General features: G+C 66.7%; 16 protein-coding genes. 11 read left to right on the top strand and 5 right to left on the bottom strand.

Annotation, left to right across the window (positions count from 1 at the left end; genetic code table 11):
* Positions 1 to 5: 5 nt before the first annotated feature.
* The 3 genes from lptC to kdsD are packed head-to-tail and all read right to left on the bottom strand — an operon-like array spanning position 6 to position 2143.
* Entirely contained in the window at positions 6 to 620 is a 615-nt protein-coding gene (gene lptC, locus WJ16_RS14220; protein WP_069257600.1) for an LPS export ABC transporter periplasmic protein LptC, read from the bottom strand.
* A gap of 3 nt (positions 621 to 623) precedes the next feature.
* The gene (locus tag WJ16_RS14215; protein WP_069257599.1) at positions 624 to 1160 is read right to left on the bottom strand and encodes a KdsC family phosphatase; all 537 of its coding nucleotides are present in this window, start codon (positions 1158 to 1160) and stop codon (positions 624 to 626) included.
* Positions 1160 to 2143: an arabinose 5-phosphate isomerase KdsD gene (kdsD, locus tag WJ16_RS14210; protein ID WP_069257598.1), complete on the bottom strand. Its 984-nt coding sequence runs from the start codon at positions 2141 to 2143 to the stop codon at positions 1160 to 1162. Before kdsD ends, WJ16_RS14215 begins: the two co-directional genes overlap by 1 nt.
* 124 nt (positions 2144 to 2267) lie before the next feature.
* On the opposite strand from kdsD, the gene WJ16_RS14205 reads away from it, so the two are divergent.
* From WJ16_RS14205 to purU, 5 genes are all read left to right on the top strand, one after another.
* Positions 2268 to 4274, top strand: coding sequence for a monovalent cation:proton antiporter family protein (locus WJ16_RS14205; protein ID WP_069257597.1), 2007 nt, complete (start codon positions 2268 to 2270; stop codon positions 4272 to 4274).
* 76 nt (positions 4275 to 4350) lie between these two features.
* Positions 4351 to 4917: an adenine phosphoribosyltransferase gene (locus tag WJ16_RS14200; RefSeq protein WP_069257596.1), complete on the top strand. Its 567-nt coding sequence runs from the start codon at positions 4351 to 4353 to the stop codon at positions 4915 to 4917.
* A 50-nt stretch (positions 4918 to 4967) separates the two neighbouring features.
* The gene (locus tag WJ16_RS14195; protein WP_069257595.1) at positions 4968 to 5582 is read left to right on the top strand and encodes a LysE family translocator; all 615 of its coding nucleotides are present in this window, start codon (positions 4968 to 4970) and stop codon (positions 5580 to 5582) included.
* A 5-nt stretch (positions 5583 to 5587) separates the two neighbouring features.
* Positions 5588 to 6454 (top strand): NUDIX hydrolase, encoded by an 867-nt coding sequence (locus WJ16_RS14190; protein ID WP_069257594.1) that lies wholly within the window; start codon positions 5588 to 5590, stop codon positions 6452 to 6454.
* Positions 6455 to 6534: 80 nt separating this feature from the next.
* On the top strand, positions 6535 to 7419 hold the full coding sequence (purU, locus tag WJ16_RS14185; protein WP_069258072.1) for a formyltetrahydrofolate deformylase: 885 nt from the start codon (positions 6535 to 6537) through the stop codon (positions 7417 to 7419).
* Positions 7420 to 7509: 90 nt separating this feature from the next.
* On the opposite strand, the gene WJ16_RS14180 is transcribed toward purU, so the two are convergent.
* Positions 7510 to 8595 carry an AI-2E family transporter gene (locus tag WJ16_RS14180; RefSeq protein ID WP_069257593.1) on the bottom strand — a complete coding sequence of 362 codons (1086 nt, stop codon included), beginning with the start codon at positions 8593 to 8595 and terminating at the stop codon, positions 7510 to 7512.
* A gap of 252 nt (positions 8596 to 8847) precedes the next feature.
* The gene (gene uvrA / locus WJ16_RS14175; RefSeq protein ID WP_069257592.1) at positions 8848 to 11733 is read right to left on the bottom strand and encodes an excinuclease ABC subunit UvrA; all 2886 of its coding nucleotides are present in this window, start codon (positions 11731 to 11733) and stop codon (positions 8848 to 8850) included.
* Between the two features lie 263 nt (positions 11734 to 11996).
* Between uvrA and WJ16_RS14170 the strand changes: the two genes are divergently transcribed.
* The 6 genes from WJ16_RS14170 to phaP all read left to right on the top strand — a co-directional run bounded on the left by WJ16_RS14170 (position 11997) and on the right by phaP (position 17081).
* Entirely contained in the window at positions 11997 to 13184 is a 1188-nt protein-coding gene (locus tag WJ16_RS14170) for an MFS transporter (RefSeq protein WP_006483141.1), read from the top strand.
* A gap of 100 nt (positions 13185 to 13284) precedes the next feature.
* On the top strand, positions 13285 to 13842 hold the full coding sequence (locus WJ16_RS14165; RefSeq protein WP_021162583.1) for a single-stranded DNA-binding protein: 558 nt from the start codon (positions 13285 to 13287) through the stop codon (positions 13840 to 13842).
* Between the two features lie 120 nt (positions 13843 to 13962).
* The gene (gene mug / locus WJ16_RS14160) at positions 13963 to 14511 is read left to right on the top strand and encodes a G/U mismatch-specific DNA glycosylase (protein WP_069257591.1); all 549 of its coding nucleotides are present in this window, start codon (positions 13963 to 13965) and stop codon (positions 14509 to 14511) included.
* Positions 14498 to 15121, top strand: coding sequence for a DNA-3-methyladenine glycosylase (locus tag WJ16_RS14155; protein ID WP_069257590.1), 624 nt, complete (start codon positions 14498 to 14500; stop codon positions 15119 to 15121). The genes mug and WJ16_RS14155 overlap by 14 nt, the downstream gene beginning before the upstream one ends.
* 102 nt (positions 15122 to 15223) lie before the next feature.
* Positions 15224 to 15988 (top strand): ParA family protein, encoded by a 765-nt coding sequence (locus tag WJ16_RS14150; RefSeq protein WP_069257589.1) that lies wholly within the window; start codon positions 15224 to 15226, stop codon positions 15986 to 15988.
* Between the two features lie 508 nt (positions 15989 to 16496).
* Positions 16497 to 17081: a TIGR01841 family phasin gene (gene phaP / locus WJ16_RS14145; protein WP_069257588.1), complete on the top strand. Its 585-nt coding sequence runs from the start codon at positions 16497 to 16499 to the stop codon at positions 17079 to 17081.
* Positions 17082 to 17099 lie beyond the last annotated feature (18 nt).

Below are 17099 nucleotides of genomic sequence, written 5' to 3'. Positions count from 1 at the left end.
ATGCGTCACTTGGGTTGACCTTTCGAGCCGCCGGATGCGTCCTGCGCGGCAATCGTGCCGCGCACGTTGCCGTAAAGCTCGATGACCCGGGTGACGTTGTTGTACTTCATGCCGTCGGTCGCGTTGACGAGCGACAGGCCGCGCTGAAGTTTAACCGGCTTTTCAGTCTGGATCACATCGTCATTGACGAAGATCCGGAAATGCTGCGAATCGGCCTGCATCTGCGGATCGCCGCCGCCGGCCGCGCGCAGGATCCGCGCGTCGTCGTACAAGTCGACGATCGACACGTCGCCGTTGACGGTGCCGCGCTTCGCGGTGGTCGTCACGACCGGCTTGCCGGGCTGGAATGCGCGCATGGCCGGATCGGTCAGGTCGCTGGCTTCGGTGTCTTCGTAATGGATCAGCTTCGCGGCCGTCAGCCGGTACTGGGTCGAGCCCGACTGGTCGAGCTCGGTGACCGAGAAGTTTTCCGCGAAATAGTCGGGCGTATGGCGCTTGGGCTGCGCGACGCCCTCGCCGGGCGGCGGCAGCGTGGCCTGCAGCAGCCACCAGGTGATGCCCGCGAGCGCGGCGACCGCGACGAGCGGCAGCAGCTGGGTCCAGCGGAAATGCGTGTTCATCCGTCAGGCTCCGCAGGCGGCTGCGAGCAGCGCGTCGTAGCGGCGCTGCGCGCGCAGGATCGCGTCGCAGACTTCGCGCACCGCGCCGTGGCCGCCGCGGGCTTCGGCCACCCAGTGCGCGCGGGCGATCACCTCGGGGTGCGCATTCGCGGGGGCGGTCGCGAAGCCGCAGCGCAGCATCACGGGCAGGTCGGGCCAGTCGTCGCCCATGTAGCCGCACTGGTCGGCGCCGACGCCGAGCGATGCGATCAGGTCGGCGAACACTGTGAGCTTGTTCTCGACGCCCTGGAACAGATGTGCGATCTTCATTTCCTTCGCGCGCGCCGCGACGATGTCGGAGCGGCGGCCCGTGATGATCGCGGTCGCGATGCCGGCTTCGCCGAGCAGCTTCACACCGTGGCCGTCGAGCGAATTGAACGACTTCATCGTGTCGCCGGCCGCGGTAAACAGCAGGCCGCCGTCGGTCAGTACGCCGTCGACGTCGAAAATCATCAGCTTCACGCGGCTTGCGCGTTCGGCCGCAGTCAGTGCCGCGCTCATCAGATCACCTTCTTCGAAAACAGGTCGTGCATGTTCAGCGCGCCGATCAGCACGCCGTCGGCATCGACCACGAGCATCTGGTTGATCCGGTGGCGCTCCATCAGTTCCACGGCCTCGACCGCCAGGTGATCCGGCGCGATCGTGCGCGGGTCGCGCGTCATCACTTCGGTGATCGGCAGCGTGCGGAAGTCGCCGTCGCGCGCGAGCACGCGGCGCAGGTCGCCGTCCGTGAAGATGCCGGCGACCTTGCCGCCGGCGTCGACCACGGCCGTCATGCCGAGGCGCTTCGCGGTGATCTGGAACAGCGCGTCCGACAGCGTCGCGTCGAGCCCGACGGACGGGACGTCGTCGCCCGAGCGCATCACGTCGCGCACGTAGGTGAGCAGGCGCCGGCCGAGCGCGCCGCCCGGGTGCGAGCGCGCGAAATCTTCCGAACCGAAGCCGCGCGCGTCGAGTACCGCGACGGCGAGCGCGTCGCCGAGCGCGAGCGCGGCGGTCGTGCTCGCGGTGGGCGCGAGGTTCAGCGGGCACGCCTCTTTCGAGACCGCGGCGTTCAGGTTCACGTCGGCAAGCGTGCCGAGGCTCGACCCCGCGCGGCCCGTGATTGCGATCAGCTTCGCGCCGATCCGCTTCACGAGCGGCAGGATCGCGACGAGTTCTTCGGATTCGCCCGAATAGGAAATGCCGATGAAGACGTCGTCGGAGGTGACCATCCCGAGGTCGCCGTGGCTGGCCTCGGCAGGGTGGACGAAGAAGGCCGGCGTGCCGGTGCTGGCCAGCGTGGCCGCGATCTTGCGGGCGATATGCCCCGATTTGCCGATGCCGGACACCACCACGCGGCCGCGGCAGCCGAGCAGCAGCGCGACGGCCTGGACGAAGCCGCCGTCGAGCTGGTCGCGCAGCGCGCGCACGGCGTCCGCCTCGATGTCGAGCACGTCGCGGGCGAGCGCGAGCGCCCGATCATCATTGATTTTCGCTATCATGCGCGGAGTATAGCAAAGGCGTTTGTTCGCCGCGCCGGGCTTCGGACTTGTCCGATTGTGCCCGTCCACCGCCACCACCCGCGCCCGCATTGCCGTGGCCCCGACGAACGAGGACGCTTCGCCTGTGATTTCCCCGCTCGAAATGACCCTGCTGCTGCTGCTGGCCTCAGTGGTGGGCGTCGTCGTATTCCGCTCGTTGAACCTGCCGCCGATGCTCGGCTATCTGACCGTCGGCATCCTGGTCGGCCCGCACGCGTTTGGCGTCGCGGCGGACCTCGAGCGCGCCGAGCATCTCGCCGAATTCGGCGTGGTATTCCTGATGTTTTCGATCGGTCTCGAATTCTCGCTGGCGAAGCTGAGAGCGATGCAGCGGCTCGTGTTCGGGCTCGGGTTGCTGCAGGTCGTCGCGACGCTCGTGCTCGCGCTCGTGCTGGGCACGCTGTTCGAGCACTGGGTGCACATCACGTGGCAGGGCAGCATCGCGCTCGGCGGCGCGCTGGCGATGTCGTCGACGGCGATCGTGTCGAAGATGCTCGCCGAGCGGCTCGAGATCGAGACCGAGCACGGCCGCAACATCTTCGGCGTGCTGCTGTTCCAGGATCTCGCGGTGGTGCCGCTGCTGATCGTGATTGCCGCGTTCGGCGCCGAATCGTCGAAGGACCTCGCGCTCACGCTCGGCTTCGCGGCCGTCAAGATCGTGATCGCGCTCACGCTGCTGCTGGTGATCGGCCAGCGCTTCATGACGCGCTGGCTCAACGTCGTCGCGCGGCGCCGCTCGCAGGAACTGTTCGTGCTGAACCTGCTGCTCGTCACGCTCGGCGCCGCGTTCATCACCGACCGCTTCGGGCTGTCGCTCGCGCTCGGTGCGTTCATCGCGGGGATGCTCATTTCCGAGACGCCGTTCCGCCATCAGGTGGAGGAGGACATCAAGCCGTTCCGCGACGTGCTGCTCGGCCTGTTCTTCGTGACGACGGGCATGCTGCTCGATCCGCGCGTGATCTGGGAGCACCCGCTCCTCGTGTTCGGTTTCTTCATCGGGCAGATCCTGTTCAAAGGAACGATGATCGCCGGGCTCGCGCGACTGTTCGGCGCGACGCCGGGCGTGGCGATGCGCACCGGCATCGGGCTCGCGCAGGCCGGCGAATTCGGCTTCGTGCTGCTGAACCTGATCCTCGACCGGCATCTCGTCGATTCGACGCTGCTGCAGGCGATCCTCGCGTCGATGCTGCTGTCGATGCTCGCCGCGCCGTTCCTGATCCAGAACGCGGACCGGATCGTGATGCGGCTGTCGTCGACCGAATGGATGCAGCAGTCGCTGCAGATGACGCGGATCGCGACGCAAAGCCTGAAGCAGCGCGGCCACGTGATCATCTGCGGGTACGGCCGCGCGGGCCAGAACCTCGCGCGCATGCTCGAACAGGAGGGCATTTCGTACGTCGCGCTCGACCTCGACCCCGATCGCGTGAGCGCGGCCGCGGCGGCCGGCGAATCGGTCGTGTTCGGCGACGCGGCGCGCCGCGAGTCGCTGCTCGCGGCCGGTATCCACCGCGCGGCGGCGGTGGCGATCACCTATGCGAACACGCCGTCCGCGCTGCGCGTGCTGCATCACGTGCACGAACTCGAGCCGACGCTGCCGGCGATCGTGCGTACCGTCGACGACGCCGATCTCGAGAAGCTGCTCGCGGCCGGCGCGACCGAGGTGATTCCGGAGATCGTCGAGGGCAGCCTGATGCTCGCGTCGCACACGCTGGTGCTGGTCGGCGTGCCGATGCGCAAGGTCGTGCGGCGCGTCGAGGAAATGCGTGACGAGCGCTACAGCCTGCTGCGCGGCTATTTCCGCGGCGCGGACGACGCGGACGACGACGACCACGAGCAGGTGCGGCTACAATCGGTGCCGGTCGATGCGCGCGCGGACGCGGTCGGGCGTTCGCTGGAAGAACTCGGGCTGTATGCGCTCGGGCTGGAAGTCACGGCGATCCGCCGGCACGGCATCCGCGGCGTCGAACCCGATCCGCAGACCAAGCTGCGCGCGAGCGACATCGTCGTGCTGCGCGGGCTGCCCGAGGCGCTCGCGCTCGCGGAGGAGCGGCTGTCGCGCCATCGGCGCGATCCGCCGGCTGCGGCCGCCTGAGTCGCGATTCATAACCTGACCCGTATTTTCAGAAACGGTGCCCGATCTTCGCGCACCGTTTTTTTCGGAGAGTTTCATGCCGCATTCGTCGTCGGGCGCGCCGCTCGATCCGGTCGCCTTCATCCACAGCCAGATCCGCACGGTGCCGGACTGGCCGCAGCCGGGCGTGATGTTCCGCGACATCACGACGCTGCTGCAGAGCCCGAAGGCGCTGCGCATCCTCGTCGACCTGTTCGTCGAACGCTATGTCGATGCGAAGCTCGACTACGTCGCGGGCCTCGACGCGCGCGGCTTCATCATCGCGCCGATCGTCGCGTACGAGCTGAGCGTCGGCTTCGTGCCGATCCGCAAGGTCGGCAAGCTGCCGTACAAGACGCGCTCGGAATCGTACGACCTCGAATACGGCAGCGCGACGGTCGAGATTCACGAAGACGCATGCAAGCCCGGCGACCGCGTGATCATCATGGACGACCTGATCGCGACCGGCGGCACGATGATGGCGGGGCGCAACCTGCTGCAGCGGCTCGGCGCGGAAGTGGTCGAAGGCGCGGCGATCATCGACCTGCCCGATCTCGGCGGCTCGGCGCTGCTGCGCAACGCGGGACTGCCCGTCTATACCGTTACCGAATTCGCCGGCCACTGAACGCCGCCCCGGCTCACCCGCCCCGGTTCACGCTTCGCAGCGAGGTCACGATGCCCAACTTCATGCTGTTTCTCGCCACGTCGGTCGCGATCACGTTCGCGCCCGGTCCCGACAATCTGCAGGTGCTCGCACGCGGTATCTCGCAGGGTCGCGCGGCCGGTTTCGTCGCCGCGCTCGGATTCACCGCCGGGATCCTGTTCCACACGACGCTCGCGGCGCTCGGCGTCGCGGCCGTGCTGCGTTCGTCGCCGGTCGCGTTCCAGATCCTGAAGCTCGCGGGCGCCGCCTACCTCGTGTGGATCGGGATCAAGGCGCTGCGCAGCCAGGGGCTCTCGAATGCGCACGCGCGCCCGCCGCAACCGCTCGGCACGATCTTCCGGCAGAGCGTGATCGGCAACCTGATGAATCCGAAGGTCACGCTGTTCTTCGTCGTGTTCCTGCCGCAGTTCGTCGATCCGCACGGCGCGCAGAGCGTGACGCTGCAGATGTTCGAGCTCGGCGCGCTGTTCATGCTGCAGACGGCCGCGGTGTTCTCGCTGTTCGGCGTCGGCGCGGGCATGATCGGCGCGTGGCTGAAGCGTCGCCCGAAGGCCGGTGTGTGGCTCGACCGGATCGCCGGCGCGACGTTCATCGCGATCGGCATTCGCGTGGCGCTAAAGGACTGACCGCGATGACGTTTCCGTGCATTGCGGCCGCGCGCCGCTTCGATCCGGTCCCGCACCTGCGTTTCGAGATCGCCGGCCAGGCGGTCGGCTGGGTGCGCCGCCAGGACGTCGCGAAGCTCGCGCGTTGGCCCGACGTGTTCGAGCTGGGCCGCGAGCGCGTCGTGCTGTCGGCGCGCTACGACTCGGTGGATGCGCGCAGCATGGCGCTGGCCAGTGCGATCGGCGCGCTCGCGGCCGAAGGCGCGATTCCGGGCTGGCGCGACGAGATTTACGCGATCCGGAACCGCTTCGACGATCCGCCGCTCGCGTACATCGAGCGCGCGGCGTCGCGCTTCTTCGGCACGCAGACCTATGCGGTGCACGTGAACGGCATCGTAGAATATGGGGTTACGCCGGGCGAGCCGCCCGCCGCGTCCGTGCCGAAGATGTGGCTCGGCCGTCGCAGCGAGACCAAGGCGACCGACCCCGGCATGCTCGACAACGTCGTCGCCGGCGGCATCGGCTGGGGCCTGGGCGTTCACGAGACGCTCGCGAAGGAGTGCTGGGAAGAGGCCGGCATCCCGCCCGAACTGGCGGCGCGCGCGATCGCGGGCCGCGCGGTGCAGGTGCTGAACTCGCTGCCGGAAGGCACGCAGTCCGAACTGATCTTCGTGTACGACCTGCCGCTGCCGCACGATTTCGCGCCGCGCAACCAGGACGGCGAAGTGGCCGAGCACCTGCTGGCCGGCGTGCCCGAGGTGATCGGCTGGCTGCGCGCAGGCCGCGCGACGATGGATGCAAGCCTCGCGACGCTCGACACGCTGTTGCGCCACCGCTGGATTGCGGCGGCCGACGCGGCCGGCATCGACGCACTGTTCGCACCGGCCGCGTGACACGTGCCGCGCGCCGCGCGCGGATCGCGGCGGCGCGAACGGACAATTTGACGAATACGGAAACGAAGGGAGTAGCGGTCATGCCGACCGATCACAGCTTTATCTTGAAACTGTCGTGCCCCGACCGGCACGGCATCGTCCATGCGGTCTCGGGCTTCCTGTTCGAGCGCAGCAACAACATCCTCGATTCGGCGCAGTTCGGCGACAGCCGCACCAGCGAGTTCTTCATGCGCGTGCACTTCGAGCAGGACGGCGGCGGCGCGGATGCCGCGACCGCGCTCGACACGCTGCGCCGCGAATTCGCGCCGCTCGCCGAGCAATTCTCGATGCGCTGGGAACTGCACGACGCGGCGGTGAAGCCGCGCGTCGTGATCATGGTGTCGAAGATCGGCCACTGCCTGAACGACCTGCTGTTCCGCTATCGCACCGGCCAGCTGCCGATCGAGATCCCGGCGATCGTGTCGAACCACAAGGAGTTCTATCAGCTCGCCGCGAGCTACAACATTCCGTTCCATCACTTCCCGCTGATCGGCGGCTCCTCCGATGCCGCGAAGGCCGCGCAGGAAGCGCGCGTGCTGGAAGTGATCGATGAGCACCAGGCCGATCTGGTCGTGCTCGCGCGCTACATGCAGATCCTGTCGCCGAACCTGTGCCAGCAGCTCGCCGGCCGCGCGATCAACATCCACCATTCGTTCCTGCCGAGCTTCAAGGGCGCGAAGCCTTACTACCAGGCGTTCGATCGCGGCGTGAAGCTGATCGGCGCGACCGCGCACTACGTGACGACCGATCTCGACGAAGGCCCGATCATCGAGCAGGAAGTGGAGCGCGTCGACCACAGCATGACGCCCGACCAGTTGACCGCGATCGGCCGCGACGTCGAATGCGTGACGCTGGCACGCGCGGTGAAGTGGCACGTCGAGCACCGGATCGTGCTGAACGGGACGAAGACTGTCGTGTTCCGCTGATTCGCCGGGCGCCGCACGGCGCGCCTCGAAACGAAAACGCCGCGCCCTTCACGGGGCGCGGCGTTTTTTATTCCGGCTGTGCGGGCGTTTTCAGATCAGCCGCAGCAGGTACAACTCGCGCTTCAGGTACGCATAGAAGATCGGCGCGGCGATCACGCCGGGCAGCCCGAACGCGGCTTCCATGATCAGCATCGCGAGCAGCAGCTCCCACGCGCGCGACTCGATCTGGCCGCCGATGATCTTCGCGTTCAGGAAGTATTCGAGCTTGTGGATGACCACGAGGAACGCCAGCGATGCAATCGCGGTGCCCATGCTGACCGACAGCGACACCGCGACGATCAGCGTGTTCGAGATCAGGTTGCCGATCACCGGCAGCAGGCCGACGATGAACGTGACGAGCACGAGCGTTTTCGACAGCGGCAGCCGCTGGTGAAAGATCGGCAGCGCGACGAGCAGGTAGAGGCCCGTGAACGCCGCGTTGATCGCCGAGATCTTGATCTGCGCGAACACGATGCGGCGGAATGCATCGGCGAAACGCGACACGCGCGTGACGAGCGCGGTCGACAGCGGCCGGCGCACCTTGCCGTGCTCGACGCCGATCGCGATCATCGCGCCGATGATCATCCCGAACAGCACGTGGCCGAAGCCGCGCGCGACGCTCTTGCCGCTTTGCTGGAGCTGGTCCATGTGCGAGTGCATCAGCACGGCGGCCTTCGTCTTCATCTGCTCGACGTCGACGGGCAGCAGGTTCGCGATCCAGGCCGGCGTGCGGGCGCGGGTCTGCTCGACGATCTGCATCAGCTGGTCGAGCAGGCTCTGCAGGTTCGGCACCGTGCGCTCGAAGTGTTCGATGATGCCGATCGTCAGGCCCGTCAGCGCGCCGACGATCGCGATCGCCAGCAGCACGACCGCGACCCAGCGCGCGCGCATGCTGGTGGTGTGACGTTCGATGACGGGGGCGATCGTGTGGATCAGCTGGTAGACGAGCAGGCCGGCTAGCAGCCCGCCGAGCAGCTTGAGTTCGATCACGAGCCACATGGCGAGGATCGCGAACACATAGCTGCCGATTTCGAGCGCCGACAGCTTCGGCAGGCTGAAGTCGCTCGTCAGCCGCACGCTGCGCAGGTGCGGTTCGCGATTCTGCGCATCGCGCGACGAGTCTGGTTGCTTCTCCATCGTGGATTCCTGTCGTTCGTGTGTCATGCCGCGGCATGCGCAGCAGAGCCGTGTTCGCCCGGCGTTGCACCGGATTGGTGCGTACGGCGAACCTTACGACCGTAAAGTATAGCCGCCATTATGGTCCGCAACGGGGCCGTTTGGCGCATGGTGTAAACGCAGAAGGGAAAACGAGAGGAAGCCGGCCGCGCGGTGCGCGAAGGGGCGCGCGGCCGGGCGGCCGCGCGCGGGAAGGGAGCCGGGTGGGAGGCGTCAGCCCGCCGCGACCTTGCGGGTCGAACGCTTGAGCAGCGGCGCGAGGTACTTGCCGGTGAAGCTCGCCTTCGTCTTCGCGACCTGCTCGGGCGTGCCCTGCGCGATGATCTGGCCGCCGCCGGCGCCGCCTTCGGGGCCGAGGTCGATCACCCAGTCGGCCGTCTTGATCACGTCGAGGTTGTGCTCGATGATCACGACCGTGTTGCCCTGGTCGCGCAGCCGGTGGATCACTTCCAGCAGCAGCGCGATGTCGTGGAAGTGCAGGCCGGTGGTCGGCTCGTCGAGGATGTACAGCGTGCGGCCGGTGTCGCGCTTCGAGAGTTCGAGCGACAGCTTCACGCGCTGCGCCTCGCCGCCCGACAGCGTCGTGGCCGACTGGCCGAGGCGGATGTAGCCGAGGCCCACGTCGAGCAGCGTCTTCAGCTTGCGCGCGATGACCGGCACCGCGCTGAAGAACTCGTACGCGTGCTCGACGGTCATGTCGAGCACTTCGCTGATGTTCTTGCCCTTGTACTGCACTTCGAGCGTTTCGCGGTTGTAGCGCTTGCCGTGGCACACGTCGCACGGCACGTAGACGTCCGGCAGGAAGTGCATCTCGACCTTCAGCACGCCGTCGCCCTGGCACGATTCGCAGCGGCCGCCCTTCACGTTGAACGAGAAGCGGCCCGGATCGTAGCCGCGCTCCTTCGAGGTCGGCACGCCCGAGAACAGCTCGCGGATCGGCGTGAACAGGCCCGTATACGTGGCCGGGTTCGAGCGCGGCGTGCGGCCGATCGGCGACTGGTCGACGTTGATCACCTTGTCGAAGTGCTCGAGGCCCTCGATCGCCTCGTGCGGCGCCGGCTCGGCCGACGAACCGTACAGGTGGCGCGCGACCGCGTGGTACAGCGTGTCGTTGATCAGCGTCGACTTGCCGGAGCCCGACACGCCGGTGATGCAGGTCAGCAGGCCGACCGGCAGCTCGAGATCGACGTGCTTCAGGTTGTTGCCGTGCGCGTCGACGATGCGCAGCATCCGCTCGGGATCGGGCGCGAGCCGCTCGTCCGGATACTCGATCGTGCGCTTGCCGACCAGGTACTGACCGGTGAGCGACTGCGGGTTCGACTGTACCTGCTTCGGTGTGCCTTCGGCCACGATCACGCCGCCGTGCTCGCCCGCGCCCGGGCCCATGTCGACGACGTAGTCGGCCGTGCGGATCATGTCCTCGTCGTGCTCGACGACGATCACCGAGTTGCCGAGGTCGCGCAGGTGCTTGAGGGTTGCGATCAGGCGGTCGTTGTCGCGCTGGTGCAGGCCGATCGACGGCTCGTCGAGCACGTACATCACGCCGGTCAGGCCCGAGCCGATCTGCGACGCGAGCCGGATGCGCTGCGCCTCGCCGCCCGACAGCGTCTCTGCGCTGCGCTCGAGCGACAGGTAGTCGAGACCGACGTTGTTCAGGAACGTGAGGCGCGCGACGATTTCCTTGATCACCTTGTCGGCGATCTCGCGCTTCGCGCCTTCGAGCGTCAGGCCGTCGAAATAGCCGAGCGCGTCGCGCAGCGGCCAGCCGCTGATCTCGAAGATGCCGCGCGCGTGGTCGCCGGTGCCGATCCGCACGTGGCGCGCTTCGCGGCGCAGGCGAGTGCCGTCGCACGACGGGCACGGCTGGTTGTTCTGGTACTTCGACAGCTCTTCGCGCACCGCGACCGAATCGGTCTCGCGGTAGCGACGCTCGAGGTTCGGGATGATCCCTTCGAACACGTGCTCGCGGATCGTCGTGCGGCCGCGCTCGTTGATGTACGAGAACGGGATCGTTTGCTTGCCCGAGCCGAACAGCAGCACCTTCCGGATCTTTTCCGGCAGATCCTCGAATGCGGCGTCGATGTCGAATTCATAGAATGCCGCGAGACTCTGCAGCATCTGGAAGTAGAACTGGTTGCGGCGATCCCAGCCTTTCACGGCGCCGGCCGCGAGCGACAGCGACGGGTGCGCGACGACCCGCTTCGGGTCGAAGAACGTGATCTGGCCGAGGCCGTCGCATTCCGGGCACGCGCCCATCGGGTTGTTGAACGAGAACAGCCGCGGCTCGAGCTCCTGCAGCGAGTACGAGCAGATCGGGCACGCGAACTTCGAGCTGAACAGGTACTCGCGGTCGGTGTCCATCTCGAGCGCGATCGCGCGGCCGTCGGCGAGGCGCAGCGCCGTCTCGAACGATTCGGCGAGCCGCTGCTTCATGTCCGGGCGCACCTTCAGGCGGTCGACGACGACGTCGATCGAGTGCTTGTCGTTCTTCTTCAGCTTCGGCAGCGACTCGACCTCGTAGATCTTCGCGACGCCTTCGTTCGCGGCGCCGCCGCCCGAGCGCACGCGAAAGCGCACGAAACCCTGTGCCTGCATGTCCTCGAACAGCTCGGCGTGCTCGCCCTTGCGGTCGGCGACCACGGGCGCGAGGATCATCAGCTTGGTTTCCTCGGGCAGCGCGAGCGCCGCGTCGACCATCTGCGACACGCTCTGCGCTTCCAGCGGGATGTCGTGGTCGGGGCAGTACGGCGTGCCGACACGTGCGTACAAAAGTCGCAGGTAGTCGTGGATTTCCGTGACCGTGCCGACGGTCGAACGCGGGTTGTGGGACGTCGCCTTCTGCTCGATCGAGATCGCCGGCGACAGGCCTTCGATCAGGTCGACGTCGGGTTTCTCCATCAGCTGCAGGAACTGGCGGGCATACGCGGACAGGCTTTCGACGTAGCGGCGCTGGCCTTCGGCATAAAGGGTGTCGAACGCGAGCGACGACTTGCCCGACCCGGACAACCCGGTAATCACGATCAGCTTGTGGCGCGGCAGGTCGAGATTGACGTTTTTCAGGTTGTGGGTACGAGCCCCACGAATACGGATCTGTTCCATGACCTGGCGAAAATGGAGGGAACCAAACCTGCTACTATAACGGCTTTTCGAGGCCGTCGTTTGGGGCCCCCAGCCTGAGCAGCAGGTGGCAGCAAGGTGGCGCCGGCGCCGGGAAAGCGGCCGCGCCGCGCGGTTCCGGGCGGCCAGCGGGCTGCCTGAATCCTGTCCCGACGTGTCGCCCGCCAAGCCTCCCGGGCCGCTGGTCCTGATCTTCCGCCGCCCGGTGCCGGGCGGACATTCCGATCATTCGAAATACATTCCCGATGTCCAATCCGTCTGCCACGTCTTCCCGCATGACCGCGCCCGAATTGCGCGCGACCACGTCGCTCGCGGCGATCTTCGCGCTGCGCATGCTCGGCCTGTTCATGATCATGCCGGTGTTCTCGGTCTACGCGAAAACCATCCCGGGCGGCGACAACGTGCTGCTCGTCGGCATCGCGCTCGGGGCCTACGGCGTCACGCAGTCGCTGTTCTACATCTTCTACGGCTGGGCGTCCGACAAGTTCGGCCGCAAGCCGGTGATCGCCACGGGCCTCGTGATCTTCGCGCTCGGCAGCTTCGTCGCCGCGTTCGCGCACGACATCACGTGGATCATCGTCGGCCGCGTGATCCAGGGGATGGGCGCGGTGTCGTCCGCGGTGCTCGCGTTCATCGCCGATCTCACGTCCGAGCAGAACCGCACGAAGGCGATGGCGATGGTCGGCGGCTCGATCGGCGTGTCGTTCGCGGTGGCGATCGTCGGCGCGCCGATCGTGTTCCACTGGGTCGGGATGAGCGGGCTGTTCGCGATCGTCGGCGTGCTGTCGATCCTCGCGATCGGCGTCGTGCTGTGGATCGTGCCCGACGCGGCGAAGCCCGTGCACGTGCCCGCGCCGTTCGCCGAGGTGCTGCACAACGTCGAGCTGCTGCGCCTGAACTTCGGCGTGCTGGTGCTGCATGCGACGCAGACGGCGCTGTTCCTCGTCGTGCCGCGCCTGCTGGTCGACGGCGGCCTGCCGGTCGCCGCGCACTGGAAGGTCTACCTGCCGGTGATGGGGCTCGCGTTCGTGATGATGGTCCCGGCGATCATCGTCGCGGAAAAACGGGGCAAGATGAAGCCGGTGCTGCTCGGCGGCATCCTGGCTATCCTGATCGGCCAATTGCTGCTGGGCAGCGCGCCGCATACCATCCTGATTGTGGCGGCGATTCTGTTCGTCTACTTCCTCGGGTTCAACATCCTGGAAGCGTCGCAGCCGTCGCTCGTGTCGAAGCTCGCGCCCGGTTCGCGCAAGGGTGCGGCCACGGGCGTCTACAACACCACGCAGTCGATCGGGCTCGCGCTCGGCGGCATCGTGGGCGGCTGGCTGCTGAAGCACGGTGGCGCCAATACGGTGTTCTACACGTGTTCGGGGCTCGTTGCCGCGTGGCTTATAATCGCGGCCAACATGAAAGCGCCGCCGCGCAAGGCCTGAACCTGTTTCGGGCAGGCCCGGCGGCGCTCGCCGGCCTGGCCGACGGGCCGCACCGGCAGCATGCGCGGGCGGCCCGGCATCGAATTTACTGGAGAAACACATGGCATCCGTCAACAAGGTCATCCTCGTCGGCAATCTCGGCGCCGATCCTGAAGTCCGTTACCTGCCGAGCGGCGACGCGGTTGCGAACATCCGTCTCGCGACGACCGACCGCTACAAGGACAAGGCAAGCGGCGATTTCAAGGAAATGACCGAGTGGCATCGCGTCGCGTTCTTCGGCCGCCTGGCGGAAATCGTCAGCGAATATCTGAAGAAGGGTTCGTCGGTCTATATCGAAGGCCGCATCCGCACGCGCAAGTGGCAGGGCCAGGACGGCCAGGATCGTTACTCGACGGAAATCGTCGCCGACCAGATGCAGATGCTCGGCGGCCGCGGTGGTGCGGGCGGCGGCGGTGGCGGCGGTGACGAAGGCGGTTACGGCGGCGGCTACGGTGGTGGTGGTGGCGGCGGCCGCGGCGAGCAGATGGAGCGCGGCGGTGGCGGCGGCGGTCGTGCCGGCGGCGCGGCGCGCGGCGGTGCAGGCGGCGGCGCGCAAAGCCGTCCGAGCGCACCGGCAGGCGGCGGCTTCGACGAGATGGACGACGATATCCCGTTCTGATCGACAAGCCGGCACCGCGCATCACGATGGGCCCGAATGTCCGTGTCAAGCCAGTCGCTTGGCCCGGGCCTTCGGGCCTTCTTCCGTTTACGTAGATGGTCCATGCATGCCAGGCAAAACGTGGCTGACGAACTTCCCGACCTCATCGCTCCATATCTCGACGTGCTGTTCTGCGGGATCAACCCCGGCCTGACCGCGGCCGCGACCGGGCATCACTTCGCGGGGAGAAACAACCGCTTCTGGCGCGTGATTCATCTCGCGGGCTTCACGCCGGTGGAAATTTCGCCGCAGGACGATCACGCGCTACTCGGATATCGCTGCGGCCTGACGGCAGTGGTGAAGCGCCCGACCGCGAGTGCCGATCATCTTTCGCGCGCGGAATTCATTGCTGCGGCTGCGGAATTCGAACACAAGGTCGCGCGTTACGGGCCGCGCTTCGTCGCTTTTCTCGGCAAGGCGGCGTACGCAGCGCTTTCCGGGCAGCGAGAAGTCGGCTGGGGATTGCAACCGGCCCGCATGCAGGGGGCGGGCGTCTGGGTGCTGCCCAATCCGAGCGGCAGAAACCTCGCGTTCGGCCTCGACGATCTGGTCGCCGCATATCGTCAGCTTCGTCTGCACGTGCAGGCTGTTGCCGGCCTTCAACCCGAGGGACAGGATGCGGCGCAGTGAAACCGCGCCCCGGTGGCCGGGCGCCGTGCTGCCGCGCGTCTTCTTCAACCGGTCGGCCGTCGACGTCGCGCCGCAACTGCTCAACAAGATCCTCGCGGCAGCGGACGGGCGGGCCGGCCGCATCGTCGAAGTCGAAGCCTATGTCGGCGCGATCGACCCGGCCGCGCATACCTACCGCGGCAAGACGCCGCGCAATGCGACGATGTTCGGGCCGCCCGGGCACCTGTACGTCTATTTCACTTACGGCATGCACTGGTGCTGCAACTGCGTGTGCGGCCCGGACGGCGCGGGAACGGGTGTGCTGATTCGTGCGCTCGAGCCGTTGCACGGGCTCGAACGGATGCGCGCGGCACGGCCGCCGCAGACGCCCGATCGCGACCTGTGCCGGGGGCCCGCGCGGCTGACCCAGGCGATGGGGATCGGCGGCGCGCACGATGGTGTCGACCTGATCGGCGCGCACGAAGGGTTCGCGATCGTCGACGACGGCGTCGCGCCACCCGTCGATCCGGCGGGCGGGCCGCGCATCGGGATTCGCGTCGGCACGGACCTGCCGTGGCGGTGGAGCGTGCCGGGCAACCGCTACGTGTCGGGGCCGGTGACGCGCCGCTGATACACATCGCGCCCGTTTGCGCACAATTCGACCTGCGTCACGCGACCGCCATTATTGACCGGCTAAGCTTGTCCTTTCGACGTTCTCGATCGAGGAGACGCCATGCGGCGGGTCGTATTCAATCAGAAGGGCGGCGTGGGCAAATCGACGATCGTCTGCAACCTGGCGGCGATCAGCGCGAACGAAGGGCTGCGCACGCTCGTGATCGACCTCGATGCGCAGGCGAACTCCACGCGCTACCTGCTCGGCGACGCCGCGGCCGACGCGCAGCCGGGCGCCGCCGGGTTCTTCGAAACCGCGCTGACCTTCAACTTCCGTCCGGTCGACGTCGCGTCGTTCATCCATCCGACCCCGTTCGAAGGGCTCGACGTGATGCCCGCGCATCCCGATCTCGACACGCTGCACGGCAAGCTCGAATCGCGTTACAAGATCTACAAGCTGCGCGACGCGCTCAACGAACTCGACGCGTACGACGCCGTATACATCGACACGCCGCCCGCGCTGAATTTCTATACGCGCTCGGCGCTGATCGCGGTCGAGCGCTGCCTGATCCCGTTCGACTGCGACGATTTCTCGCGCCGCGCGCTGTACGCGCTGCTCGAGAACGTGAAGGAAATCCAGCAGGACCACAACGAGGCGCTCGAAGTGGAAGGGATCGTCATCAACCAGTTCCAGCCGCGGGCGAGCCTGCCGCAGCGGCTGGTCGACGAACTCGTCGAAGAAGGGTTGCCGGTGCTCGCGTCGAAGCTGTCGGCGTCGGTGAAGATCCGCGAGTCGCATCAGCAGTCCACGCCGGTGATCCATCTGGAACCCGGGCACAAGCTCGCGCAGGAGTTCCTCGCGCTGCATCGGGAACTGGCCGGCTGATCCGGCCCGCGCCCGACGGATACGCGGCCGCATGATGCGGCCTTTTTTATTTTAATCCGTCATTCGTCGGATTATTGATTTATTCATTAGTAATACCGAAAACGATTTCATAATAAATCCAGAAAAAACGATTACATCAGTGACCGCTCCATTTTCAATGTGCGCCGGTTTTCTAATAAACGGAATAATGAATTGGTGAATGTTGCCCGACGTCATGAACCGTTATCCTGTAAAAAGGTAAAAAGGCATTGCGGGGCAGAATGAATTGCCGCCCCCGTTTGCGACGTCGGCGCATCGCTGGGTTCGGTGGGCACTCCGGAGTCTAATAAGGGTTTACACCTACTATTAATGCCATTTAATTGACAATTAATCGATCTAGAATGGGTGCCTTCCTCTTCCCGTGCTCAAATAAGTGACGGGTAGTCGGTAGTCAATAAGGAGGCCTGCTGTCGATCCGGCTTCCAATTTCTTTGCGTCGTCTCTCGCATAGCTAACAGGAGCGTGCCCGATGTCCGTATTTGCCCCCGAAAAACTCAGCGCCGATTATCAATCCGGTATCGCGGCGTGGTTTGCGATCGCCCGTCCGGCGATCCAAGGTTTCGAGGCTGTCGTCGAACTCAACCTGCAGGCGGCCCGGACGGCGCTCGAGGAATACGAGGACAAGCTGAAGAACGCGTTCAACAGCGGCCACCCGGCCGCGGGCTTCGCGCAGCAGGTCGCCGCGCCGCAGGAGGCGGCCGGCAAGGTCGTGTCGTACGGCCGTCATCTGTTCGACATCGCGGTGTCGACGCAGTCCGAATGGGCGAAGGTCGCGCAAGCGCAATACGAACAGAACGACAAGCGCCTGAAGGACGTGCTGGGCGAACTGTCGAAGCACGCGCCGGCCGGCTCGGCGCCGGTGGTGGCCGCGCTGAACTCGGCGCTGTCCGCGGCGACCGCCGCGGCCGACTCCGTGCGCGCAGCGACGGGCCAGGCGATCGAAGCCGCCCAGAGCGGTTTCGACGCGGTCAGCGAAACGGCCACGCGCGGCGCGAAGCAAACGGCTGCCGCCGCACGCAAGGACGCAGCGGCCTCACGCGAATCGGCTGCGTAATCGCGTAGCCGCGCAAGC

The sequence above is a fragment of the Burkholderia metallica genome (assembly GCF_001718555.1).
Taxonomy (GTDB): domain Bacteria; phylum Pseudomonadota; class Gammaproteobacteria; order Burkholderiales; family Burkholderiaceae; genus Burkholderia; species Burkholderia metallica.
This window is presented reverse-complemented; position numbering and strand designations above follow the sequence as displayed.

Coding starts and splice junctions, on each gene's coding strand:
- lptC (WP_069257600.1), bottom strand. CDS start 620: ATGAACACGCATTTCCGCTGGACCCAGCTGCTGCCGCTCGTCGCGGTC.
- WJ16_RS14215 (WP_069257599.1), bottom strand. CDS start 1,160: ATGAGCGCGGCACTGACTGCGGCCGAACGCGCAAGCCGCGTGAAGCTG.
- kdsD (WP_069257598.1), bottom strand. CDS start 2,143: ATGATAGCGAAAATCAATGATGATCGGGCGCTCGCGCTCGCCCGCGAC.
- WJ16_RS14200 (WP_069257596.1), top strand. CDS start 4,351: ATGCCGCATTCGTCGTCGGGCGCGCCGCTCGATCCGGTCGCCTTCATC.
- WJ16_RS14195 (WP_069257595.1), top strand. CDS start 4,968: ATGCCCAACTTCATGCTGTTTCTCGCCACGTCGGTCGCGATCACGTTC.
- WJ16_RS14190 (WP_069257594.1), top strand. CDS start 5,588: ATGACGTTTCCGTGCATTGCGGCCGCGCGCCGCTTCGATCCGGTCCCG.
- purU (WP_069258072.1), top strand. CDS start 6,535: ATGCCGACCGATCACAGCTTTATCTTGAAACTGTCGTGCCCCGACCGG.
- WJ16_RS14180 (WP_069257593.1), bottom strand. CDS start 8,595: ATGGAGAAGCAACCAGACTCGTCGCGCGATGCGCAGAATCGCGAACCG.
- uvrA (WP_069257592.1), bottom strand. CDS start 11,733: ATGGAACAGATCCGTATTCGTGGGGCTCGTACCCACAACCTGAAAAAC.
- WJ16_RS14170 (WP_006483141.1), top strand. CDS start 11,997: ATGTCCAATCCGTCTGCCACGTCTTCCCGCATGACCGCGCCCGAATTG.
- WJ16_RS14165 (WP_021162583.1), top strand. CDS start 13,285: ATGGCATCCGTCAACAAGGTCATCCTCGTCGGCAATCTCGGCGCCGAT.
- WJ16_RS14155 (WP_069257590.1), top strand. CDS start 14,498: ATGCGGCGCAGTGAAACCGCGCCCCGGTGGCCGGGCGCCGTGCTGCCG.
- WJ16_RS14150 (WP_069257589.1), top strand. CDS start 15,224: ATGCGGCGGGTCGTATTCAATCAGAAGGGCGGCGTGGGCAAATCGACG.
- phaP (WP_069257588.1), top strand. CDS start 16,497: ATGTCCGTATTTGCCCCCGAAAAACTCAGCGCCGATTATCAATCCGGT.